Here is a 23781-nt window from a genome sequence, read left to right as displayed (position 1 = left end):
CCCGGACCCACCGTTCGGAGCATGATACGAGACGGTGCGTCGACGCTGACACGAGCGGGGCTTCACCGGCTCCCCCGGACCCGGACCTACCGCGCCGGCAGCAGCGCTGCCCGGTCCACGATCCGCCCCCGCGCGATCACGGTCCGGATCGCGCGGGAATTGCGGATGTCCTCCAGCGGGTTCGCGCCGAGCACGACCAGGTCCGCGCGCTTGCCCACCTCGATGGACCCGAACTCCGCCTCCTTGCCGATCATCCGCGCGGCCTGGAGCGTGCCCGCCTGGATCGCTTCCATGGGCGTCAGGCCGCCCTTCACGAGATTGGCGAGCTCCTCGTGCGCGGAGTACCCCGGAAAGACCATCGGATTCCCGACATCGGTCCCGAGCACGATCGGCACACCCGCCCGGTGCAAAGCCGCAACGTCCCGCATCGTCGCGTCGGTCTCGGCCCGCCACGCGGGCATCGAGTCGGCGTCCTCCCCCATGTCGAGCCTCCCGGTGCGCGCGAACAATTCGATCTCCTCCTCGGTCACCGTCTCCCGCAGGAAGGGGTCGTCCATCCGGCCCGGATCCTCCGCGTAGCGGATGAACGCGTCGAAGAGGGACAGGGTGGCCACCGTCCAGAGCTGCCGCTCGGCGAGCGCGCTCGCCAGGGTGGCGCCGGGCAAGGGCCGTTCGGAGACGGTGTGGACGATCCCGGCCGCTCCCCCCGCCATGACCGAGTCGAGCTCGTTCGGGGAGGAGACATGCGCGAAGACCCTCAGGTCGTGCGCGGCCGCTTCGTCCACGATGGCTCGGATCAGGTCCGCCGACATGAGCGGGTGATCGTCCCCGAACTCGGAGGGACCCGACTCGACCGTGATCTTGATCGCGTGCATCCCACCCGCCGCCCTCTCCCGCACGGCGGCGCGCGCAGCGGTCGGAGTCCGGACCAGCGAAATGCCCAGGCCCAGGGGGTAGAGATCGGCCGGCAGGTCCTCCGGGGTCGCGGCGACGATGGAGTCCGCCGCCCGGCGCATCGGCGGGGGGAAGATGGTCCACACCGGATGCGTGCCCGGGAGCGTCAGGTGCCCGCCGGTCCCGTAGACGGTCGGGCCCAGGACCTCTCCGGCCGCCTGCCGAGCCCACAGGGCCCGGATGGCCTCCGTGCTGCCCTCACTGGCGCCCAGGTTCAGCACGCTGGTGACGCCATAGTACAGGAGGCGACCGAGGACCTCGTCCGTCTCCCCGGGCCGTCGTGGTGCGGGAAGCCCGAGGCTGAAGTGCACATGCATGTCCGCCAGGCCGGGCATGACGAAGGAGCCCTCCCCCTCCACGACGTCGGCGTCCGCGGGGATCTCGACAGATCCGTTCGGGAGCACCGCCGCGATGAGCCCGTCGCGGACGAACACGTCGACGTTGGCGCGGGCCTCCGCGCCGGTCCCGTCGATGAGCGTGACGTTGCGAAGGACGAGATCCGCGGGCACGCGCTCCGGTGCGGGGGAGCACGCGGCCGCGAGGAGCGGTCCGATCAGCGCGAGGACTGGCGAGATCCGGGGGGGCTTGTGCATCCGATGAAGACTCCGCTTGGGGGACAACCACACGGGGGCGACGACTGGGCCGGGCCCTACTCGTCGAGCTCCAGGCGAGCCGAACCGGAGAAGTCGAGAAGCCAGGCCGTCCTCTCCAGCATCTCGGCTTCGTCCATGAACCCATCATCCTCGGACCCGTGGATCTCCTCGTCCACCAGGTCGACGCCGCGCACCGCCTCCGTCACGTGCGTGGTCGGCTCGCGCGAGACGCGGACGCGAAACTGCCCGTTCCGGAATCGGATGTAGAACATCCTTCCGTCTTCGAGCGTCCCCTCCCACTGCGACGGTACTGCGAAGCAGGTCTGCGCATAGGACACGACACGCGGCGGCCCTGGATGTTCGCCCATCGGGTTCAGGAGTGGTTGAGGTGTGAGGGGATGGAGTCGTCCCGGGGACGGTACCAGCGTGCCAGACACAACGGGGTCAGGAAGGCCCCCTCGGATGCGCCCGTACGACGACCGAGTCTATCGTGCGATCCGGTAGAGCACGAGCCTCGTGACGTCCATCTCATCCGTCTCGGCCGCCCCGAAGGTGGTGTCGTCCACGAAGACGAGCGGGAAGGGCGACCCCTCCGGCAACCGGCCCAGGTAGAGGCCAGTGCGGTCGAACACATCGACGGCAGCGGGGATCTCCTGGCCCACCCCCTTCCGGTGGATCCAGATGTCGTCGGTGGGGCTGATCATGACCGCCTCGATCCAGGGTACGGCCTCGGCAAAGCCGCGTCCCTCCACCATCTCCCGGGGCGGGATGCGACAGGGCCCGCGCCCGAAGTTGATCGTCATTCCCTCGCCCAGCTCGGCCAGGGCCAGAGCCTCTGACGACGCGCGAAGGGGGAACCCGGCGCGGACCTTCCGGATCGGGCGCGCGCCCTCGAAGAGCGTAAAGGCGTACTCGGGACCATCGACCGCCACGATCCGCCGGTCGTGGGCAGCCCAGAGGACCTGCGCTTCGAAGATCGGCGGATAGTTCAGGCCTCCTCCACAGGTCGGGTATCGCACCATCCCGGGCCGGGGAAAGATCCGCTCGGCGACGAGCACCGTGTCCGCAGGGCCCAGCAGCCGGAGCGCCTGGTGGAACATTCCCTCGGGAGCCGGCGGAAGCATGGTCGAGACCAGCACGCCCTCCGATGTCACCTCGAAGTGGCGGCTCGGTCCGGTCCACGGGAAGAAGGGCAGGGGATGCTGGGGCAGAACGGTCCCGTCCGGTCCAAAGCGGACGAGCGCACCCTTCCCGAAGTCGAAGACCGAGAGGACGCCGTCGGGCCCGACCGACAGCGCGCCGGGCGACTCCAGTTCACCGGGCCCCGCACCTTCGCCGCCCACCGAACGAACGAACGTCCCGTCCGGCGTGAAGACGACGACGCGATGCCGCAGCGGATCGAGGACGTAGATCTGCCCCCGGGCGTCGCTCGCCACCGTACCGGGAGGCAGGCGAAAGAAGCTCTCCGGGCCCTCCTCGGCGCCCCCGAGCGCGATCCTACGCTCGAGACGCCAGGGGAGCGGTCTATCGTCCACGTTCGATGTGACGAGCTCGATGCCGGCCGAGTCCGTGCGCTCGGTGAGCGGCCGGTCGGTGGGTGGACCGCATCCGATCAGGGCGACGGCGGTGAGAGAGAGAGTCCACGACCGTGCTTCACGCAAGCAGCACCACCCCAGGGGGGTGCCGGCTCCCCTCCGAGTCGCCTCGAACGGTCGGCGAGGGCTGCTCAAATGACACCGATCCCAGCCAGGTCCGCCCGTTGCCATCCATACCAGATGACCGCGCGCTCCGCGTCGTCGAGCAACAACGAGCGGCGGCCGATCTGGCGTCCCCCCAGTCGGTCGTAGAATGCGCGATGGGGGTTCTGCTCCAGGACGCTGCACATGAGAGACGTACGTCCCTCCGCCAGGATCGCGGACGCCACGACCTGGAGCAGGCCGCGGCCCAGGCCCCGCTGCTGATGTGAAGGGAGGACGTATAGGGCGTAGAGCTCGTAGTCGTGCATCACGGCCTCTCGGGGCGGGCCCCAGTCCGCGAACCCGACAACCGCTCCACCGTCATCCAGAGCCACGCGCATCGAGTAGTCGGCCCGACCGAACCGTGCCGCGATCGCAGAGGCACGCCTCTCCACCGACAGGCTGTCCAGGAACTGCTCCGAGAAGATGCCATGGAACGCGGCGCGCCAGGCAGTGACGTTGACGGCGGCGGCCGCCGCCGCGTCCGCCTCGGTCGCCGAGCGGATCCTCACAGGCCGGCCACCGCCGCCAGGACGAACACCGCACTCGGCGACCCCACTCGCGGTCTGCCGGTCCAGGGGGAGTCGGGCGGCCGACGAGCGCCCGGATCGGCGGCCCTCACGGCTTCCGGATCCGGTAGCGCACCACATGCGGAACCGCGAGCTCGTCCACGACCACCGCGTAGAGGTGCGTGGAGGTGACGTACGGTGGGGGCGCCCGGGTCAGGACCGGCTCGGGGACGTCGATGCGACCCAGGTGCACGCCCGAGTCATCGAAGACATCGACGACCGAGCCCTCTGCGACCCCTGCCTCCTCCGGCCAGACGAAGATGTGGCCCGCGTCGTCCGTCAGCACCCGGGTCACCAGGCGGCGGTGGGGCAGGAACATGCTCCGGTCCATCGGGCGGGGCGTGTCGCGCGTCAGGCGGATGAGCGAGTCGATCTCGGCCTCCGGCACCGGGGCGGGAGAGTCCGGCAGCGAGAAGAGGAGGAGCGTGTCGCCGGCGAGCGTGGTCTGGGCGATGCGGTAGCTGTCGGACTCCGCGAACCACAGGTGCCCGTCCTCCGCCTGGGCGACCATCAGGCTCTTGGGCGGAGTCATGATGTCCCCGTCCGGCGTCACGGCGGTCTGGAAGTCCAGAAGCGCCAGGGTGTCGAGGGTACCGGAGAAGCCGACCGCGATCGGGTAGAACATCGTCCGTCCGGTGTACGTCTGAACCTCGAACTGGCCGAGCGAGCGGCGCCCCGCCACCTCGCGGTCGAGCCCCCAATCGATATACCGCCCGTCCGGGACGAAGCCCCCGATCCACGGGTAGATCACCCCGCGCACGAGCCGGGGGTGCGTTGCCCTGAGGGAGCCGTCGGGTGCGAAGGCGGTGTACCTCTGGGAGCCCCAGACCCACAGAGAGCCGTCCGGGCCCCAATCGAGGCCCGCTGCACCCGTCAGCTCTCCCGGGCCTTCCCCCTTCGAGCCGATGCGGTGGGAGAACTCCCCGGAGGCCAGGAAGACCCGGATCTCCTGCGCCTGGTAGTCGAGGACGAAGATCCTGCCCTCCGCGTCCGAGAGGATGTAGGCCACCTGACCGAAGAGCTCCGGGCCCTCGACATCGGCCGTCCCCAGGCGCAGGTCCTCCTCCAGCGTCCAGGCGGTCCCGGACGTCCACTGCCCGGTGCCGGTGTTGCGAACGTGGAGGAGGCCGCTCGGGAGTGTGTCGACGGCGTAGCTGGCATGCGGAGCGTCGGCGCGATCGGTGCACGCTCCACCACAGACTCCCGCCGCGGCCATGGCCAGGAGCGCGCGGAAGGGCGTCATCTCTCCCTCCTGACTGGTGTGGCGGTTCAGCTGCGCCCTCCAGGATGGACCCGGGGTGCGGTGGCCGGCAAGGGTTGGAGCGGAGCGTGGTGCCGCCTCCGACACGAGAGAATCCTGCACGGGGCCCCCTGCGTACTGCGGGATACGAGTCACCGCGACCCAGGAGATCCGTTGTGAACGAAGTCCCGCGCCCGACACCGTCGGTCCGCTCCCGCCTCCGGGGGCGGGCCCATCGAGCGCTGTTCATCCTCACCGTGGTGCCGGCCGGGCTCGCCGCCCAGGAGGCGCCGGTCCGCGACCTCGTCCTCGCGGAAGCCGAGCTGGTGGCCTACGAAGGGCACTTCGACGTCACGTTGCGGCTCCTTCCGGAGCGCGTCCCTGATCCTCACGTCAAACCCTACGGAGGCACAGGGGCAGGATCCCATCGAGCCGGTGCGACACGACCAGGATCGGCTCCTGGTGAGACGCGACGTCTCCCGGCGGGGAACCTCTGGATCAAGGTGGGACCAGGAGACACGCAGGGCGCGTTCTTTGTGCAGGAACAGACCAACACCGTCCGGGCAAGGGAGGACCGCCACGACACTTCCACTACGAGCAAGACGAATGGTTCTACGCGCTTGCCGGGAGGTATGTCGTGGAGGTGGGAGACCGGCGCTTCGAGCTTGGCCCTGGCGACTGCGTGTTGGCGCCCAGGCGCGTGCCGCCGCACGCATTCGCTTCGGTGGGGCGACCCGGGCCGGCTCCTGGCTGCCTTCACCCCAGCAGGCCGGATGCAGGAGTTCTTCTTCGAGTTGCACGAGCGAGTAATGTTCTTCGGGACCGGTACGATGAGACCGTGCGCGGCTGCGCGAGTTCGGAATCGAAAACGTCGGGCCGCCCCTTCGGCTGTAGGGGCGAGCATCACGGCCGATGGCGGTTCCGAGTCGCGGCTCGGTTCACGAAGAGTCAACGGGAGAGCCACCCGCGTTGATGCTGCTGAGAAGAGGCAGCTTGTCCCTGGGGGCGTCTGGGCGACGAGGGCTCGCGCCTCAAACGCTGCCGCAGGGCCTGAGGTCCAGGCCAGGCCGAGAGCGCGTCCGCGGACGAACGAGGAGCCCTATCACTGGGCGGCCGCATGGAGGGGGCGCAGGTGGTGCGTCACCATCTCCCAGAGCAACTCCAGGTCCACGAGGTAGGAGTCGTACCAGCTTCGCCCCACACCGGCGATCCGGCGCCAGGGATTGCTGGTCCCATGTCCCGAGCGTCCTCCGAGGCCCTTCACGGCCTCGCCGATGATCTCGGAGCCGCCGTAGTACCGCGTCTTGCACCAAGGATCAGATGCGAAGGCCTCGTAGCTCAGCCCGGCCGTGTACCCACGATGTAGTCGATGCTGGCCAGGATGTCTGCGAGGCGCACCATGGATCCTGGCCACAGATCCGCTCCTCCTCCGCGAGGATGCGGTCCGCAGGAGCGGGTGCAACGACCGCAGCTACGTCGACCGGTATTCCCAGCGCCCCTCCAGGTCCTGCTCCAACCCGACGAGGTCCAGGAGGCTTCGCCTGGTTCAAACTCACCACCAGGTCCAGGTCGCTGTCCGCCCGCGCGGTCCCACGGGGCGCGATCCGGAAGACCCCGGCCCGCACAACGCCATGACGCCGAAGGATGGGCAGGGCCTCGGCAGCGATCGATTCGACGGCGGGAGCTATGCTCTGAATCTACACCGGGTGGGGGACACCGAACGTGCGTTCCCCGCACGCCAGCCTCGAGCCACCCAACGCAATTTGAAAGCGCGCCCCCTGGGGGTACCATGGAAGTGTCAAGCAACCGTGGCGGATCCCAGGAGGCGGCTCTCATGCAACGTACAACGAAGTATGTGGGGCTGGACGTGCATCAGGCAACGACGGTGGCGAGTGTGCGGACGGAGCGGGGCCGGGTGATTGCCCGGGCCGTGCTTCCGACGGAGGAACGGGCGCTCGTGGGGTTCTGCGCCGGGATGCGAGGAAGCGTCCATGTGACCTACGAGGAAGGCACACAAGCCCAGTGGCTGCACGACCTGCTGGAGCCGCGGGTGGCTCGGGTGCTGGTCTGCAACCGCCGCGGGGAGAAGCGCCAGGGCAACAAGGGGGACCGGGTCGACGCGGATGAGCTGTCGGACCGGCTGCGCTGGGGCGGGTTACCCGCGGTCTACCATGGGGCGCAGTCCCGCGCGGATCTGAAGGAGCTGACGCGGGCGTATCTGAACCTGGTCGACGATGGGACACGGGTGCGGTTGAGGCTCAAGGCGTTGTTCCGAGCGCGGGCGATCCGGACGCCCGGCAAAGCGGTCTACGAGCGGCACGGTCGAGCGCGCTGGATCGCGAAGTTGCCGGAGCGAGGCGCCCGGCTGCGAGCCCAGGGGCTGTACGCCGAGTTGGACGTGATCTCGGCGCTACGCAAGAAGGCCAAGGCCGCGATGGTCGGCGAAGCGAAGAAGGATCCTGCCTGGCCGGTGCTGGAGGCGATCCCGTACCTCGGGCCGGTCCGCATCGCGGTCCTGCTGGCCACGTTGGGGACGCCTTCGCGCTTCCGCACCAAGCGGAACCTCTGGGCCTACGCGGGGCTGGCCGTCGTGACGCACTCGAGCGCGGATCACGAGCTGGTCCACGGCACGGTGCGTCGGCGCCAGCGCCGCCCCCTGACCCGTGGCCTCAATCGCAACCACAACCGGCGCGTGAAGGCCGTCTTCAAGGGTGCAGCCAATGCCGCTACCGGGAAGCCCGGTCCGCTGCGCGAGTACTACGATGGGCTGTTGGCCAAGGGGATGCGCGGAGCGCGCGCGCGTCACCCTGGCGCGCAAGCTTGTCAACCACGGCCGAAAGAGTCCCACTTTCAACGGATGAAAATGTCCCACTCCTTCGGGGTGGGAGAGGCTAGCCCGGAGCCTTAGGGGGCCCGGCCCGCTTGCGGACTCGCCGGGGAGGGTCGTCCGCCGGGGGGTGGGTGGGGTGGGGCTGGGGAAAGAGGTCCTGGTGGTTGCGCATGCGATAGCTGTTGCCGCGGATGTTGACGACGTGGCAGTGGTGGAGCAGCCGGTCGATGAGGGCGCCGGCCATGACGTCATCGCCGAAGATCTCACCCCACTCCTCGAAGCCCTTGTTGGAGGTGAGCACGGAGGACGCGGTCTCGTAGCGGCGGGCCATGAGCTGGAAGAAGAGCATGGCGCCGGTGCGGGTGATGGGCAGGTAGCCGATCTCGTCGACGACGAGGAGTGCGGGATGGGTCAGGGTCTTGAGGCGGTGACTGAGCTTACCGGCCGCCTGCGCCTCCTCGAGGGAGGTGATCAGGTCGGCGAGCGTGCCGTAGTAGACACGGCGCCCGCGCTGTGCCGCGGCGATGGCCAAGGAGATGGCCAGGTGCGTCTTGCCCACGCCCGGCGGCCCCAGGAAGATCACGTTCTCCTTGCGCTCGAGGAAGCCGAGCTCATGCAGGTTATCGAGCTGCTCGCGCTTGATCGACGGCTGGAAGGTGAAGTCGAAGTCACCGAGCAGCTTGACGGCGGGCAGCCGACTGGAGCGCATGGCGGCTTGGAGGCGGCGGTTGTTGCGGAGGGTGATCTGCGCGCCGAGGAGCGCCTCGATGGCCTCGGCGCCGCCGAGCCGACCGCCATCGACCTGGGACAGGACCGGGTCCAGCGCCTCGAGTGCGCCGGGCATGCGCAGGTCGGCGAGCTGGGAGCGGATCCGGTCGCGCCGCGAGGGAGCCGAGGTCTTCATCGGGCGCCTCCGACGAGCTCGGCGTAGTGGGTCAGCGGCCGGCGCTCGACGGTGATCTGAGGAACGGAGGCTGCGTAGATCCTGGTGTCCCCAGAGCGTGGCCTGCGGGCGGCCCCGAGCACCAGCGAGGCGTAGGGCCGGGCCGGGAGTGGCTGGAGCAGGGCCCGCTCGTCGCGCTCGAAACGGAGGGCGGGCTGCTCCCGGGTCGTGCGGTGGACGCGTGCATTGGCCACGCCGTCCAGCCACCGGCGCAGCTGGTGATCCAGGTCGGCGTCGTTGAGGAAGTCGCGGCCGTAGAGGAAGTTTTCGCGCAGGTAGCGGACGGGCCGCTCGACCTTGCCCTTGGTCTGGGCGCGGTAGGGCCGGCAGGCGCGCACCCTGAACCCGTAGTGGGCCGCGCAGCGCACAAACTCGGCGTTGGTCACCAACCGCTCGCCGTGTAGCCGCCCGTCCCGGGTGATCACGGAGCGCATCTGGTCGAAGAGCATCTCCGCAGGCACTCCGCCCAGGAACGCGAACGCGGCGGCCAGCCCCTCGAGGAGGGCCCGCATGTCCTTGCTGGGGAAGAACCGAACCCAGAGCAGCCGCGAGTAGCCCAGGATCACCAGGAGGGCGTAGCGCTTGCCCCAGGGTAGGGTCACATCGGCGAAATCGACCTGCGCCTGCCGGCCGGGGGCCGTCTCGAAGCGCTGGATCACCGGCTCGGGCGGCTGAGGCCGGATCCCGCGTACGAACTCGCGCAGCTGCGTGTAGCCTCCGTCGTAGCCGGCCGCCCGGATCTCCTCCATCAGCCGCACCGACGACAGCTCCGGGTAGGCCTCCAGTCGGGTGCGGATGACCTCCCGGTAGGGGTCCAGCTTACGGGGCACGGCCGGGCGCGGTCGGTAGCGAGGGGGCTCGTCCAGGTCTCGGTCCAACGCCCCGCTCTGGATCCAGCGGGTCACGGTCCGGCGGCTGATCCCCAGCCGCTCGGCGATGGCCGTTTTCGACAGCCCCTCGGCCAGGTAGTGGCGGAACAACATGCGGCTCTCCCATCCGATCACGGCCTCCCTCCGGTGCCTGGGGAGGCCCAACGTGGCTGATCGGCCCGATGACCGCCGCTACCTCACACCCGGCGCCCTCCGGACCCCTCCGGTCCTCGCCTCCGGTGGGACATTTTCATCCGCCACTCCTGGGACATTTACGGCCGCCGCTAACAAAGCTGGCCGCACTCACCCTGCGACTCTGGAAGACCGGCGAGATCTTCGACGCCGAGGAGCTGACCCGACAGCAGATGAACTAGCGCGGACTCTGCCCCGGGAGGCGAGATCGATGAGGATCCTTCGCTTCAACGGCTTCAGAGTCCTGGACCATAGGTGCGGGAGGCAGTCTCGTCATGAACGTAGGCCCAGCGACAGTCCAGCCGAGGCACTCGTCTAACTCCAGGCCCTCCCGCAGAACCTCAAGTAGCGTCAGGCCGGCCCACGCGCCGAGTCTCAGATAGAACCGTGGTTCGCGACCCGCGAATCGTCTATCCGCACATGAGCCGTCCACTCCGACTCTGAACCGTCGAGCGAACGATCCATGCCGAAGAAGAAGACTGCTTCGCCCACACCCCCCCGTCCTCGCCGCTCCGCTACCTCAAGAAGGGGGCTGAGAGCAACGACCACTCCCGCCGATCCCTCGGCTGGGACGAAGTCCGCCCTTGACTCTCGCTTTCATAGAACGGATTGGAATTCTGCTTCCGGACCATGATGCCGACCCCGGGCGGGGCCGCGCGTGTTCGGGACCCGCATTACCGACCCGGACTGCAGCAATTCCGTGTTAGACCGCGCCCCCATGAAGAGAAAGCTCCTCGTCGGGGGTGTGATAAGGAGACCATGGGACAAGCGATTACAAGGATATGGCAAGTACAGGCTAGAGATAATGTAGACATAACGGTATCTGGATATTAATGTGGTGCTCCAGGATGACCAGGTCTTGTACGTGAATGGAGCAACTGAATGAGACGATCGCGGACATACGAGGACCTTCGCGCGCGCCGTGGAGCTTGAGGGCGACCTCATCACTACGAGCATGGAAACCCTCCGAAACCTCCACAATGCGGGGTCGGCTCGGGGTCCACGTGGTTTCGGGAATCCAGGACCGACTCGCCAACCATATCTCGGCCATTTCCCCGATCCCCTACCGAACTACCAGCACGAGGAAGCAGGACTACAAGGGACCCAAGTAGCCAAGATCGTTGAAGCCGTGCTCAGTCCCTCTGATCGTGGGGATCGCGTGCTGAGGAGGCTGCAAACGTCGACACCTCGGAGAAGCTTCAGAAGATCCGCGAGTTGATCTGTGACTGACGAATCGGTGCGAGGGTCGGGCAGACCGAGAGGACGGAAGCGGAAACTCCGCGTTCTCCCGCCTGAAGGAGATCGCTGATGTGTAACGCGAGCAACCATCCCGCTGGCTGTGAGTGCGGCTTTGGACCAGGCCCGCCAAGACGCGGCTCGATCGCCTACGGTACGGCGACCACATGGCCGGAGGAGATCATCAGCGAACCCTGGCTCCTACGTCGCGGCCTTGAAGACCTCTCTTGGGACGAGCGAGGAATTGAGCAGTTCCTCAGCGACTACAACGCACTTCTAGCTCAAGACCTACCGCGTCCGACGGTCGTCGGCCGGATTCGGGAGATGCTTGGCCGACGCCGGATGGTCGTTGAAGAACGCTGGCGACAGAGCCTCGAAGTTCCTCTGTACCGGTTCTCCGCACCAAATGCGCGCGGGGCCAAGGTGACGTACAGCGAGCTATACCATCTGAGGAAGGCGAGTGGTTGGAGCGTGAAGGTCTTTGGGATCGGCACGGGACACACCCGCGAGGTCGTGGTCGCCAAACAACGGGAGTTCATTGCCCTGAGCGGTGAGTGCCAGCAGGTCTTTGTTCCCATTCCACTTCGGCTGGAAAGGATTGCAGTGTACGACGGTCGTGACCTTGTGGGACGCGGCGTCAGGGGAGAGGTCGACCCGCCACGGAATAGGACCGGAACCCTGGCACGGCGAGGTTGCCGCACAATCTCACCGGGGCTCTGCAGAGAGCGACCAGATGATCCCGCGGAGGATTCAGTGACCTTGCTGCTTGCAGGGCAGAAGTCGCAAGGGATTCATGTCGAAGAGCGACGATGGTCGTCTGACCTAGGGGCGGATCTGGGCATGAATTTGAAGCTCAAGAAGCTGGTAGATATCGGCCCCTTTGTGCGAGTGCGGCGGCTACGAGAGTTGTCGCTGAAGTTCGAACTGCCGTCTGGGACCGACTATCTGGGCCACCTGTGCAATGGGCGCTTGTGGTGGGAGAGGCCGTGAGCAAGAGTGCTTCGGCCACGCTGAGCGAAGCGCGGTCTAACGCAATTTGAAAGCGCGCCCCTGGGGGTACCATGGAGGTGTCAAGCAACCGTGGCGGATCCCAGGAGGCGGCTCTCATCGAACGTACAACGAAGTATGTGGGGCTGGACGTGCATCAGGCAACGACGGTGGCGAGTGTGCGGACGGGCGGGGCCGGGTGATTGCCGGGCCGTGCTTCCGACGGAGGAACGGGCGCTCGTGGGTTCTGCGCCGGGATGCGAGGAAGCGTCCATGTGACCTACGAGGAAGGCACACAAGCCCAGTGGCTGCACGACCTGCTGGAGCCGCGGGTGGCTCGGGTGCTGGTCTGCAACCGCCGCGGGGAGAAGCGCCAGGGCAACGAGGGGGCCGGGTCGACGCGGATGAGCTGTCCGACCGACTGCGCTGGGGCGGCCTCCCCGGTCTAATGGGGCGCGCAGTTCGCGCGGATCTGAAGAGCTGACGCGGGCGTATCTGAACCTGGTCGACGATGGGACCGCGCGTGCGGTTGAGGCTAAGGTGTACAGGCCCACAAGATTTAAGCAGTCTGGGGACAGGAAGATTTACGCACCGACCCGAGTGGATCGAGCTGGGTCACCTCCTTTTCTGGGGGGTGGGGAGGGGGCGACGGTGTCCGACCGGAGGAGCCCATCGAGCTCGCGGAGGCGGTAGGAGCGGCCGTCGATGTGGACGATATGCACGTGGTGGAGCAGGCGGTCGAGGATGGCGGTGGTGAGGATCTCGTCGCCGGCGAAGATCTCGGGCCAGTCGCGCACGTGCTTGTTGGAGGTCAGGACGATGGAGCCACGCTCGTAGCGGGCGCTGACGAGGCGGAAGAAGAGGTTGGCCTCGTGGCGATCGAGCGGTCGGAAGCCGACCTCGTCGATGATCAGGAGCGAGCTGTTGAGGTAGCGCTTGGCCTTGAGCCGGGCCGGAGGGACGGCGGCGTCGGCCTTGAGTTGATGCATCAGATCGTCGAGCACGAAGTGGGTGGTGCTGAAGCCGTTCTTCACGGCCTTGACGCCCAGTGCGACCGCCAGGTGGCTCTTGCCGACCCCCGGAGGTCCCAGAAAGAGGACGTTGTCCTTGGCGCGCAGATAGGCGCAGGTGGCCAGCGCTTCGAGCTTGCCACGGTCGACCCGGGGCTGGAAGGTCCAGTCGAAGCCTTCGAGCGTCCGCCCCGTGGGCAGCCCGGACAGCTTGAGCGAAGTGGCCACGCGTCGCTCGGTCTTGCGCTCGATCTCGCGCTCGAGCACGAGATCGAGGAAGCGGACGGGCGCCAGGTCGAGGCGGCTGGCCTCCTCGAGCAACTCCGGCAGCGCCTCGGCGGCGTGCAGCAGCGGGAGGGCCCGGCAGCGCTCGGCGATGGGGTCGAGGTCGACCTGGCTGCGGCGGCTCATCGCAGACCCTCCACGAGCTGGACGTAGGCCTCGAGCGGCCGGCGTACCCGCTCCGGGTCGGGCAGCGGCACGCGCTCGCCGTAGGCGCCGATCCCTGCCATCTGGAGGCGAGCCCGATGTCCCAGCGGCGTCGGGCGCAGGACGTCCCGGGTGGAGGTGCCCTCGAAGTGGACGGGGTCCAGCACCAACAGCGCCCCGGTGCCCCGCGGGTGACGGGCCAGCTCGGCGCCCTCGGCCCGGATCACGACGTGGCCCAGCGTACCGAACACCTCGACCTGGCGGCCGACCCAGGCGAAGGGGACGCTGTAGCGGCGGCCCTCGAAGGAGACCAGGCAGTCGCGGCTGACGCGCCGGGGGACGACCACGTCGAAGGGGGCCTCCATCCAGGGCACCGGCTTGAGTAGGCGCCGCTCCTCGATAAAGGCATCGCGCACCGACGTGCCGGTCGTCGGACACCGGAGCCGATCCATCAGCGCGTAGGCACGCTCGTCGAGCGCCGCCTGCAGCGCCTCCAGCGTCGGCCAACTCGCGCGCAGGACCGAGCCGAAGGCCTGCCGGAACGTGCGCACGGCGCGCTCGACCTTGCCCTTGTCCGAGCCCGTCGCCGGCCGGCAGGGGTCGATCCCGAAGCCGCACTCCCGTGCGAACACCTCGTAGCTGCGGTTCAGTACCGCGCTCGGGCCCGCGCCGTGCGCCACACCCGTCTTCAGATTGTCGATGCGCACCCACAGCGGCACGCCCCCGTAGCGCTCGAACAAACCCAGGTGGCCCGTATGCCAGGCCAGCTGCGTCTGCTCCCGGCTCACCCAGGCGAAGCGTGCCCGGCTGTGCGACAGGCTCCCGATCAGGAACCCGAGATCCTCGCGCACCCCGGCCACCCGCACCCGCTCCTCGAACCAGTCGTGCTGCGCCTGCACCCCGGGCGGCGTCTCCACCCGCCGCAGCGCCCGGACCGGGGGGCTCGGATAGCGGCGCTTCAGGTGGCGGACCACTGCCTTGTACGACCCGGTGTAGCGATGGTCACGCACCAGCGCCTCGTAGACCAGTCGGGCCTGGACCGGCCGCTGCTCCCCGGTCACCCGCCAGCACTCCAGTCCCTCCAGGACCGCCCGCACCGCCGCCTCGTGGCCGTCCAGGCGCGTCGGTTTGCCCCGCCGGCCGTCCTCCCCGGGACCCTCCCGAAACTGCCGAAGTCGATACCGCACCGCCCCTTCGCTCACCCCGAGCTGTCGCGCCAACTCCCGCATCGACAGCCCTCGCTCCACCATCTGCGCACCCACCATGATCTGCTCCGCTGTGAGCCTGGCCAGGCACAGCTCCTCCACGAAGGGCGTCCCTCCGTCCAAGCTGTGCCCGCATGGTCGGTGCGTAAAACTTCGTGTCCCTAGACTCCTAGCTTGGGGGTGCCTCTACATAAGGCGCTGTTCCGAGCGCGCGCGATTCGGACGCCCGGCAAAGCCGTCTACGAGCGGCACGGTCGAGCGCGCTGGATCGCGAAGTTGCCGGAACGAGGCGCCGGCTGCGACCCGCGGCCTGTACGCCGAGTTGGACGTGATCTCGGCGCTACGCAAGAAGGCCAAGGTCGCGATGGTCGCCGAAGCGAAGAAGGATCCGGCCTGGCCGGTGCTGGAGAGCGATCCCGTACCTCGGGCCGGTCCGGATCGCGGTCCTGCTGGCCACGTTGGGGACGCCCTGGCGCTTCCGCACCAAGCGGAACCTCTGGGCCTACGCGGGCCTGGCCGTCGTGACGCACTCGAGCGCAGATCACGAGCTGGTCCACGGCACAGTGCCTCGGCGGCAGCGCCGCCCCCTGACCCGTGGCCTCAATCGCAACCACAACCGGCGCGTGAAGGGCGTCTTCAAGGGTGCAGCCAATGCCGCGACTGGCAAGCCCGGTCCTCTGCGCGAGTACTATGATGGCCTGTTGGCCAAGGGGATGCGCGAGGAGCGCGCTCGCGTCACCCTGGCGCGCAAGCTGGCCGCACTCACCCTGCGACTCTGGAAGACCGGCGAGATCTTCGACGCCGAGGAGCTGATGGTTAGCCAGCCGGCCCCACGAAGCCGTCAAAACCGGTCCGCGAGGATGGATACTACCGCGACGGCTGACGCCGTAGCTTCTAGACACAGGCGGGCGAGCTTCAGGTCTGCCGTGCGTCGATGCTGAAGGTCGAGTGCTAGAGCGACCGCTGCCTTCGCATGTCGACGCAGTGTCTCGTTCGAACTCCCAGGCACTGCCGTCGCTAGGAAGGCTTCTAACTGTCGCTTGGCATCCGTGGAGCTCGGGTCGACGCCGTCCAGGGATGTGTGCTTCTCCGGGTCAAACACGGCTTGCCCCAGGGAGATCAGGACCTCGCGGCACAGGAGGCCAACTGCCTGATAGTCCTCCTCATCCTTTGCTTCCGAAAGACGCTCTCGAGCCTTCTCGGTTCCACGGTCCACCCGCTCCCAGCCCGTTGGCGGCCGAGGAACCGCCGGTGCCGGAGCTACGGAACCCAGTACGGACTGGAGGACGGGGCGGAACAGGTCATAGACGAAGCGCCTGCGCTCGGAATAGGACATCAGTTCTTGCTCAGTCCAATGCCTATACCAGTCCCAAAGACTCTCGAACTCGACGGGGTTCGTCATCCCTCGAGCTGTCAAGAGACGGTCGATACGGCGTTGCCGAGCCTTGAAGTAGTCGTCCACGTCGTTGAAACGGGCACCACCCGTCGCGACGTCGATCATCAGTCCGCGTTGTATCAACAGTTCCGCAAGAACGGGATCCGGTGAATCCAAGCCAGGGAGGCTCTCAAACCTCAGGCGATCAACCGTAGGAGTCGCACGTTCGGCGATAGTCGGATCAGCATGAAGCCAGCCGTCGACGATTCGTTGGCGATCTCGCGTCGGAAGGGCGTCCAACGCATCGGCGTCGAGCTTGGCGCAGCGGATCGTAAGGTAAAGAATCGGCTCGTCGAAGATGCCAGACTCAACGCTGCTGGAAAACTCCGCCGCTTTGAGGAGGCCAACTGCTTCATGTGCCCCGAGGTCTCGAAGAAATGAAAGCAGGACCTCCTTCACCGGCTTGCTCCGGGTTGGCTAACGGATTGGAATTCTGCTGCGCCCTGGGGATGCCATCCATCGGTCGGAGGTCGCAAGCCGTCGCTTACCCGTCCGCTCTTGAGGCATGCGTCAGCAGCAATTCTGGGTTAGGCCGCGCTCCCTGTCAATGAGAGCCGTCTCCAACCCTCTCAGCGACTCAACGCTAACTTAGGAGCTTCTCGAAGAGAGACCCGGTCGCGTCTCCAAGCATGTAGGACACAAAGTGGGTGAACAGCAGGCCGTCGATGAAGGCAGCGACCCCCTCTGCCACGGTAGACGGATATCGAGGTAGGACTGTTCTCCAGCCGCTTGGCGTATCTGGAACAGCCGATACTGAATTCCATAGCGGGGTAGAGTGAGCAGATCCCAAGAACTGCGACGAAGAAGACACCAACGGCGTACATGACGCTGACGTTTCGTTCGTTCAGTTTCCAGGTGAGCATGTTCAAGAACAGCAAGAACACTATGACCTTCAGAAGTCATTACGTACCTGCTGAAGGGTGCGAGCCTGATGCGCGTCTCGCGGTCGTCCATCCAGGATGCGAGCTGGACATCATCTCGGCTATTCAGAGCTCCTTTCACCTGGCGACTGATGTCGTTGCCCACTCTCACGAGCTCGAAGTGCGGCTACCCAAAGCACGAGAGCTAGAAGAAGAGATTCGCTGACAAGTAGTAGAGCCGAGGCCACCGTACTGTGCGTTGGGCGGTCCAGCAGCCATGAACCAATAGTGCGAATCGTAGTTCCGCACCTCTTGTGCGTAGCCCGCCATACCGATCATGGACAGCAGGAACACCAGCAGGGCACCCAAGTAGCCTCGACGGGCTATGCTTGGGTCAGGGGCAGTATCGGGGACGTCGATCCCGGTCAGGGCAACTCTCCGCGGACCGAGTACGTTTGCTTCAGGAACCAGTAGCACGCGACGACGTAGGCTGTTAGCAGCAGGTAGTTAATGAGATTTTCAACATCTTCCAGGAAGTTCTTGGTCTCTTCGAGTTCATCAGGCAAGAGCATTCCGTTGATCCCAGACAGCGCGGGCGACGACGACAGGAAGAAGACGAATAGGTACGCGTTGCCATGCCCTGCCGCCACGTGAACTGAGCCTGAGCCGACTCCGGAAGCGGGGAGACGCACAAAGCGGAGACAGCAGATCGCCGAACGTCACACGTGCCCCACGACGCGGGGAACCTGGTCGTGAGGCGATCCAGCGCCGCAACAAAGCGCTATTGAAGAACTGTTCGAGTTCACGTAAGGTACGGTTCGCGGTCTATCGGATTGGAATTCTGCTGCCGGACCATGATGCCGACCCGGAGAGCGAGCCGCCAGGCGAGTACTCCGGGCCCGCGCAGCTTACCCGGTCAGCAGCAATTCATGGTTAGGCATAACTCCGCGGAGGTGCGGCGGGGCGTTCAAGCTCCCAAGGTACCCTAGCCATAGTCATAGTGGACATCGCTGACTTCGAAGACGTCGACCTCGGAGGGTGTTGCGGCACCCGGCGAGAACAGGGCGAGGTTGTGTCCCATCCCCAACGCAGATCCGTAGACGACGCCGTCCAGCTCACGGCTCTTCAGCACCTCTGATAGGTGCTGAGACGCCACATACGCGAGTGGGTCCTCACGGTGCGCCGGACGACTAAGCATCCAGCCAACCCACTGTACGGCTGCGTCCGACTCCACTACGTCCGGGCGGAGGTCTGCAACTCGCAATCCCCCCGTCGGGGTGAAGCAAGCGATTGACACAAGGGCGCCGCGCCATGGGCGCACTTCGGCAATTGCCGTGTCCTGATCAGAGGCAAGGTAGAGATACGGAATGCCGGACGGATTAAGACGGTTGCCCCGAGCACGTGCGGCTGGTGGCGCGCCCATTTGGTCAAGCGGGTACGCAAATCGTTGTTGTTGCTCGTGGATGCGAGCCCGATAGAAGGGGTCGTCGCCCGGCAGTGTGACGACGTATTCAAGGCATGCCTCCACTAAGGCGGCGAAGTAGTCCGGCGCCAACGGTAGATACCGGTTCTGGCGGCGCAGGGCTTCCTCGTGGGCCGTCCAGGCCTGGATGGAATCGAACTCGTCCTCGAACTCTGTGAATCCCAAGTCGACTCCTCGTGATGCCTAACCACCTTTGGCCAGCCCTCCGGTCCGGCTAAGCGCCCAACGGCCGAAGTGATGTCCCGGATATACTGCGACACGAGAGGTCCGACCGCCACACCGCCTCCGGCCTTATCCCGACACGATGGGTCGCCCCACCACAGTGCCCCCGACACCGGAGGCCGCGAAGCCCCCTGCCGGATGCACCCCCCTCACCCCATCGGCACCACGTTCGCCCGGAGCTGCCCACACGCCGCATCGATGTCCCGGCCGCGGGGCTCCCGCACCGCCACCATCACGCCGGCCCGGTCCAGCACGTCCTGGAAGTGCTGGATGCGCTTGGGCTCGCTGGGCTTCCAGTCCTGCCACGGGATGGGGTTGAACGGGATCAGGTTCACGAACGCGCCGATGGACCGCGCCAGGCGGGCCAGCTCGGGGGCCAGCTCCGGGGCGTCGTTGACGTCCCGGATCATCGTGTATTCGAAGGTGACGCGGCGGCCGCCGGCGGCCTGGATGGCCTCGAGCGCGGCCATGACCTGGGGCAGGGGATAGCGCTTCTCCAGCGGGATGAGCTCCCGGCGGAGATCGCTGTTGGGGGCGTGGAGGGACAGGGCCAGCGTGAACTGCTCCGGCCGGCGCGCCAGCTCCTCCAGGCCGGGCACCAGGCCCACCGTGGAGACGGTGATCTTGCGGGCGCCGAGCCCGTAGCCGGCGTTCAGCAGCGTCAGGGCGGGGAAGACGCCCTTCCGGTTGGCCAGCGGCTCGCCCATGCCCATGAAGACCACGTTGGAGATCCGGCCGTACTCGTTCTCGTCCGCCCACCGCTGGGAGGCGCGGTACTGCCCGATGATCTCCGCCGTATCCAATTGCCGGCGGAATCCGCTCCACCCGGTCGCGCAGAACGTGCAGCCCATGGCGCACCCGGCCTGGGAGGAGATGCACAGCGTCAGCCGGTCCCGGGCGGGGATCAGCACCGACTCCACCAGCTCCCCGTCCGCCATCCGCCACAGGTGCTTGGTGGTCCCGTCCTGGGACCGTTGCACCTCGGCCAGGGTGGGCTCGTCCAGGCTGAACGCCGCCGCCAGCGCCTCACGCTCGCCGGCCGGCAGGTCGGTCATGGCCTCGAAGGACGTGGCCCGCTCCTCCAGGATCCACCGGGCCGCCTGGCCCGCCCGGAAGCGGGGCTGGCCGCGGTCCGCGAAGTGGCGTCCCAGGGCGTGATGGAGCGCGTCGGGCTCGAGCCCGAGGAGGTTGGGACGGTCGTCCTGGGGGCCGGAAAGAGGCTCGGACATTCCTTGATGGGGGTTTGGGGCCCGGCTAAGTTAGCCGCACGCCGCCTGCACGGGAACGAGCGCCGAAGCGCCTCTCGGCGACCCAACCCAAGGAGCGCGTCTGCCGCCCCAGAGCCCAACCCCCCGCCTGCGTCGCTGGATCGTCTCATGGGGACCCGCTCTGGCCTGGGCGACCATCCTGTTCCTGCTGAGTGAGCTCCGCACCGTTCCGCGGGTCGTCACCTTCGCCAACAACGACAAGCTCATCCACTTCGGCATGTACGCCGTCCTGGGGGGGCTGCTGGCCTGGGGTCAACACGGCCAGCCCATCGGCCGCGGTCACGCCGCGCCGCTCGCCGCCGGCTACTTCTATGGCGCGGTGGACGAGCTGCATCAGCGCTTCGTGCCGTACCGGATGCCCTCCTGGGGCGACTGGACGGCGGACGTCTTCGGGGTCAGCGTGGGGTACACGGTGGTCCTCCTTCTCCTTCGAGCCCTCCACGGCGTGCGGGCGCGCGCCACCCGTCCATGAACCCGACCGAAACCGGACAGACCACGCTCCGCACCTCGTTCCTCGGCCATCTGACGCCGGAGCACGAGGGCACCGACGTCACGCTCGTGGGCTGGGTGCACCGGCGCCGCGACCTGGGCGGTCTGTTCTTCCTGGACCTGAGGGACCGCTCCGGGATCGTCCAGATCTCCTGCGGTCCGGACTGGACGGAGGCGGAGAGCGTGGAGCGGGCCTCGGCCCTGGGGGCCGAGGACGTGGTGCGTGTGCAGGGCACCGTGCGGCTCCGGCCCGCCGACGCCCGCAATCCGGACATGGCGTCCGGCCAGATCGAGGTGCAGGCCCGCTCGCTCGAGGTGCTCTCGGACGCGGCCGTGCCGGCCATCCCGGTCTACCGCACGCCGGAGGAGGAGCTGCCGGCCGAGGACCTGCGTCTCCAGCACCGGGTGCTGGACCTGCGCCGGCCCGAGCTGCAGCGCAACCTGATGCTGCGGCACCGGCTGGTGCTCGAGGCCCGCAACTACTTCCACGAGCACGGCTTCCTCGAGATCGAGACGCCGATGCTCACCAAGCGCACGCCCGAAGGCGCGCGCGACTTCCTGGTGCCGAGCCGCGTGCATCCGGGGCAGTTCTTCGCGTTGCCGCAGAGCCCGCAGATCTACAAGCAGATCCTGATGATCGCGGGGTTCGATCGCTACATGCAGATCGCGCGCTGCTTCCGGGACGAGGACCTGCGCGCCGATCGCCAGCCCGAGTTCACCCAGATCGACGTCGAGGCCGCCTTCATCGAGCCCGAGGACATCCTGGTCTGGATCGAAGGGCTGATGCACCGACTGGCCGGCGTGGCCGGCATCGACGCGCCGCTCCCGTTCCCGCGCACCACGCACCGGGAGGTGATGGAGCGCTACGGGTCGGACCGTCCGGACCTGCGCTGCCCGCTGGAGCTGTCCGACTGGTCGGCTGCGCTGGAAGGTGCCGGCCTCAAGATCGTGGACGGCATCCTGGCGGAGGGCGGCCGCGTGCGCGGCCTGATCGTGCCGGGCGGCGCCAGCCTGTCGCGCAAGGAGATCGAGGAGCTGGAGGGCCTGGCCAAGAAGGCGGGCGCGCCCGGCCTGCTGTGGGCCAAGCGGACCGCGGACGGCCTGTCGGGCCCGCTGTCGCGGGGCCTGGACGACGCCCGCGCCGACCGGCTGGGCCTGGGCATCGGAGACCTGGCGTTGGCCGCGGGCGGCCGCGACCGGATCACCAGCGCGGCCCTGGACGCCGTGCGGGTGCCGGCCTGGGTGCGCACGGGCGGCGTGCTGGAGGGCGAGGCGTGGCTGTGGGTGGTGGACTTCCCGCTCTTCGAGGAGAACGAGGACGGCTCGCTGGCGGCGGGGCATCACCCCTTCGTGATGCCGCACCCGGAGGACATGGCGCTGCTGGACACCGACCCGGCCCGCGTGCGCGGCCAGGCCTATGACCTGGTCTTCAACGGCACCGAGCTGGGGTCGGGCAGCCTGCGCATCCACCGCTCGGACCTGCAGCGGCGGATCTTCCACCTCCTCGGCCTCGACGACGCCGAGATCGACCAGAAGTTCGGGTTCCTGCTGGGCGCGCTCGACCAGGGGGCACCGCCCCACGGCGGGATCGCGCTCGGCATGGACCGCATCGTCCAGCGCTTCGCGGGGGCCTCCAGCCTGCGCGACGTGGTGGCGTTTCCCAAGACGACCGCGGCGCGCGCCCTCTTCGAGGGGGCACCGAGCCCGGTGACCGACGTGGAGCTGGCGGAGCTGCATCTGAGCCTGCGCCGCTCCGAGGGGTAGCAGAGTCATGGCCTTGACCGATCGCACGGATTCCTTCGTCGAGCACCGCCTCGACGCCGAGGGGGCCGACCCGCTCCTGCTGGCCGGCGTCTCCGACGCGAACCTCCAGGAGCTGGCGCGTCGCTTCGGCGTGCGCGTCGTCTTCCGCGGCACCTACCTGGTGCTGTCCGGCCCGCTGGAGGCGGTGGAGGCGGCCGTGACGGTCGCGCTCCACATGATCGAGCTGGCGCGCATGCGCGCCCCATTCGATGCGTCCGACGTGGCGCGCTTCGCGGACGGAGCGGGGTCGGGGAGCGGCAACGGCCTCGTCTCGCCGAGCGAAGCGGTGCGCATCAGCCTGCCCGGCTCGCGGCGGTCGGTCACGGCCAAGTCCGAGGGCCAGCAGGAGTACCTGCAGGCGATCGCCGCGCACGACGTGGTCATCGGCATCGGTCCCGCGGGGACGGGCAAGACCTACCTGGCGGTGGTGATGGCGGTCGACGCGCTCTACAAGAAGCGCGTGCGCCGCATCATCCTGGCGCGTCCCGCGGTGGAGGCCGGCGAGAACCTGGGCTTCCTCCCCGGTGACCTGCAGGAGAAGGTGGATCCGTACCTGCGTCCGCTCTACGACGCGCTGGAAGACCTGATGCCGCGCGACCGGGTGCAGGCGGCGCTCGAGGCGCGCGCCATCGAGATCGCGCCGCTCGCCTACATGCGGGGCCGCACGCTGTCGGACGCGTTCGTGATCCTGGACGAGGCGCAGAACGCCACCTCCGCGCAGATGAAGATGTTCCTGACGCGGCTGGGGCTGAACTCCAAGGTGGTCATCACGGGGGACACGACCCAGATCGATCTGCCGCGCCGCTCGGATTCCGGCCTGCTCGAGGTCGAGCAGATCCTCAAGGGGATCGACGGCATCGAGTTCGTCTACCTCGACGCGGCCGACGTCATCCGGCACCGCCTCGTCAAGGACATCATCCGCGCCTACGCCGAGGCCACCGAGGAGACGCGGTGAACGCGCCCGGCCAGGGGGTGCTCGGACGCCTGTCCGGTCCGGCGCGCACGGATCGGGTCGGCGCCCTGGCGTTCCACGGCGCGCGGGTGCTGCTGCTGGTGCTGCTCGCGGTGGGGATCACGCTGGCGTTCCCCCCCATCCCCCGCACCGACCTGGACGGGTACACCGTCGGGCGCGTGGCGCCCGAGACCGTCATTGCGCGGTTCTCGTTCGCGGTCCCCCGCTCGGCAGAGGAGCTGGAGCGGCAACGCGCCCAGGCGGCGGCCGCCGTGCCGCCCACCTTCGATGTCCGGCCCGGCGCCGCCGACACCATGGAGGCCGCGCTTCAGCGCTTCTTCAACCGGTTGGACACGGCCGCCAACCAGGAAGAGGGTGCCGCCGACGCCGTGCGGACGTTCCTGACGGAGACGGGCGTGCCCGCGTCCCCCAACCAGGTGGCCGTCCTGCTGGACCCGCAGGGCCGGCAGGCGCTG

Annotated in this window: 20 protein-coding genes; 7 read left to right on the top strand and 13 right to left on the bottom strand. The window is 67.9% G+C overall.

Annotated elements, in window-relative coordinates; genetic code table 11:
- Positions 1 to 86: 86 nt before the first annotated feature.
- The 5 genes from R3E98_06605 to R3E98_06585 all read right to left on the bottom strand — a co-directional run bounded on the left by R3E98_06605 (position 87) and on the right by R3E98_06585 (position 5095).
- Positions 87 to 1547 carry an amidohydrolase family protein gene (locus tag R3E98_06605; GenBank protein ID MEZ4423058.1) on the bottom strand — a complete coding sequence of 487 codons (1461 nt, stop codon included), beginning with the start codon at positions 1545 to 1547 and terminating at the stop codon, positions 87 to 89.
- Positions 1548 to 1603: 56 nt separating this feature from the next.
- Positions 1604 to 1819 carry a hypothetical protein gene (locus tag R3E98_06600; GenBank protein MEZ4423057.1) on the bottom strand — a complete coding sequence of 72 codons (216 nt, stop codon included), beginning with the start codon at positions 1817 to 1819 and terminating at the stop codon, positions 1604 to 1606.
- Between the two features lie 213 nt (positions 1820 to 2032).
- Positions 2033 to 3208, bottom strand: a complete 1176-nt coding sequence (locus tag R3E98_06595) for a 6-bladed beta-propeller (protein ID MEZ4423056.1) — start codon at positions 3206 to 3208, stop codon at positions 2033 to 2035.
- 65 nt (positions 3209 to 3273) lie between these two features.
- The gene (locus R3E98_06590; protein ID MEZ4423055.1) at positions 3274 to 3795 is read right to left on the bottom strand and encodes a GNAT family N-acetyltransferase; all 522 of its coding nucleotides are present in this window, start codon (positions 3793 to 3795) and stop codon (positions 3274 to 3276) included.
- A 106-nt stretch (positions 3796 to 3901) separates the two neighbouring features.
- Complete coding sequence (locus tag R3E98_06585) at positions 3902 to 5095, bottom strand: 6-bladed beta-propeller (protein MEZ4423054.1); 1194 nt, start codon at positions 5093 to 5095, stop codon at positions 3902 to 3904.
- Positions 5096 to 6926: 1831 nt separating this feature from the next.
- On the opposite strand from R3E98_06585, the gene R3E98_06580 reads away from it, so the two are divergent.
- Positions 6927 to 8000 (top strand): transposase, encoded by a 1074-nt coding sequence (locus tag R3E98_06580; GenBank protein ID MEZ4423053.1) that lies wholly within the window; start codon positions 6927 to 6929, stop codon positions 7998 to 8000.
- Here the strand turns inward: R3E98_06580 and istB (R3E98_06575) are convergent.
- Both istB (R3E98_06575) and istA (R3E98_06570) read right to left on the bottom strand, forming a co-directional pair.
- Positions 7984 to 8826, bottom strand: a complete 843-nt coding sequence (gene istB, locus R3E98_06575) for an IS21-like element helper ATPase IstB (GenBank protein ID MEZ4423052.1) — start codon at positions 8824 to 8826, stop codon at positions 7984 to 7986. The genes R3E98_06580 and istB (R3E98_06575) overlap by 17 nt on opposite strands.
- A complete protein-coding gene (gene istA / locus R3E98_06570; GenBank protein ID MEZ4423051.1) occupies positions 8823 to 9869 on the bottom strand; it encodes an IS21 family transposase in 1047 nt (348 codons plus the stop codon). The genes istB (R3E98_06575) and istA (R3E98_06570) overlap by 4 nt, the downstream gene beginning before the upstream one ends.
- Before the next feature lie 1365 nt (positions 9870 to 11234).
- Between istA (R3E98_06570) and R3E98_06565 the strand changes: the two genes are divergently transcribed.
- Positions 11235 to 12152: a hypothetical protein gene (locus R3E98_06565; protein MEZ4423050.1), complete on the top strand. Its 918-nt coding sequence runs from the start codon at positions 11235 to 11237 to the stop codon at positions 12150 to 12152.
- 272 nt (positions 12153 to 12424) lie between these two features.
- Complete coding sequence (locus R3E98_06560; protein ID MEZ4423049.1) at positions 12425 to 12598, top strand: hypothetical protein; 174 nt, start codon at positions 12425 to 12427, stop codon at positions 12596 to 12598.
- A 135-nt stretch (positions 12599 to 12733) separates the two neighbouring features.
- On the opposite strand, the gene istB (R3E98_06555) is transcribed toward R3E98_06560, so the two are convergent.
- The 6 genes from istB (R3E98_06555) to rlmN all read right to left on the bottom strand — a co-directional run bounded on the left by istB (R3E98_06555) (position 12734) and on the right by rlmN (position 20022).
- Positions 12734 to 13570 (bottom strand): IS21-like element helper ATPase IstB, encoded by an 837-nt coding sequence (gene istB / locus R3E98_06555; GenBank protein MEZ4423048.1) that lies wholly within the window; start codon positions 13568 to 13570, stop codon positions 12734 to 12736.
- Complete coding sequence (istA, locus tag R3E98_06550; GenBank protein ID MEZ4423047.1) at positions 13567 to 14895, bottom strand: IS21 family transposase; 1329 nt, start codon at positions 14893 to 14895, stop codon at positions 13567 to 13569. The genes istB (R3E98_06555) and istA (R3E98_06550) overlap by 4 nt, the downstream gene beginning before the upstream one ends.
- A 739-nt stretch (positions 14896 to 15634) precedes the next feature.
- Entirely contained in the window at positions 15635 to 16627 is a 993-nt protein-coding gene (locus R3E98_06545) for a hypothetical protein (GenBank protein MEZ4423046.1), read from the bottom strand.
- A gap of 886 nt (positions 16628 to 17513) precedes the next feature.
- Positions 17514 to 17738, bottom strand: a complete 225-nt coding sequence (locus R3E98_06540) for a hypothetical protein (protein ID MEZ4423045.1) — start codon at positions 17736 to 17738, stop codon at positions 17514 to 17516.
- Between the two features lie 335 nt (positions 17739 to 18073).
- On the bottom strand, positions 18074 to 18736 hold the full coding sequence (locus R3E98_06535; GenBank protein MEZ4423044.1) for an RES family NAD+ phosphorylase: 663 nt from the start codon (positions 18734 to 18736) through the stop codon (positions 18074 to 18076).
- Positions 18737 to 18942: 206 nt separating this feature from the next.
- Positions 18943 to 20022: a 23S rRNA (adenine(2503)-C(2))-methyltransferase RlmN gene (gene rlmN / locus R3E98_06530; GenBank protein ID MEZ4423043.1), complete on the bottom strand. Its 1080-nt coding sequence runs from the start codon at positions 20020 to 20022 to the stop codon at positions 18943 to 18945.
- 100 nt (positions 20023 to 20122) lie between these two features.
- On the opposite strand from rlmN, the gene R3E98_06525 reads away from it, so the two are divergent.
- The 4 genes from R3E98_06525 to R3E98_06510 all read left to right on the top strand — a co-directional run.
- The gene (locus R3E98_06525; protein MEZ4423042.1) at positions 20123 to 20533 is read left to right on the top strand and encodes a VanZ family protein; all 411 of its coding nucleotides are present in this window, start codon (positions 20123 to 20125) and stop codon (positions 20531 to 20533) included.
- Positions 20530 to 22314, top strand: coding sequence for an aspartate--tRNA ligase (gene aspS / locus R3E98_06520; GenBank protein MEZ4423041.1), 1785 nt, complete (start codon positions 20530 to 20532; stop codon positions 22312 to 22314). The genes R3E98_06525 and aspS overlap by 4 nt, the downstream gene beginning before the upstream one ends.
- 7 nt (positions 22315 to 22321) lie before the next feature.
- Complete coding sequence (locus tag R3E98_06515; protein ID MEZ4423040.1) at positions 22322 to 23308, top strand: PhoH family protein; 987 nt, start codon at positions 22322 to 22324, stop codon at positions 23306 to 23308.
- Positions 23305 to 23781: hypothetical protein (locus tag R3E98_06510; protein ID MEZ4423039.1), on the top strand; the 477-nt coding region annotated here is incomplete at its 3' end. The genes R3E98_06515 and R3E98_06510, both read left to right, overlap by 4 nt.

The organism is Gemmatimonadota bacterium, assembly GCA_041390125.1.
GTDB lineage: Bacteria > Gemmatimonadota > Gemmatimonadetes > Longimicrobiales > Gaopeijiaceae > JAGQIF01.
This window is presented reverse-complemented; position numbering and strand designations above follow the sequence as displayed.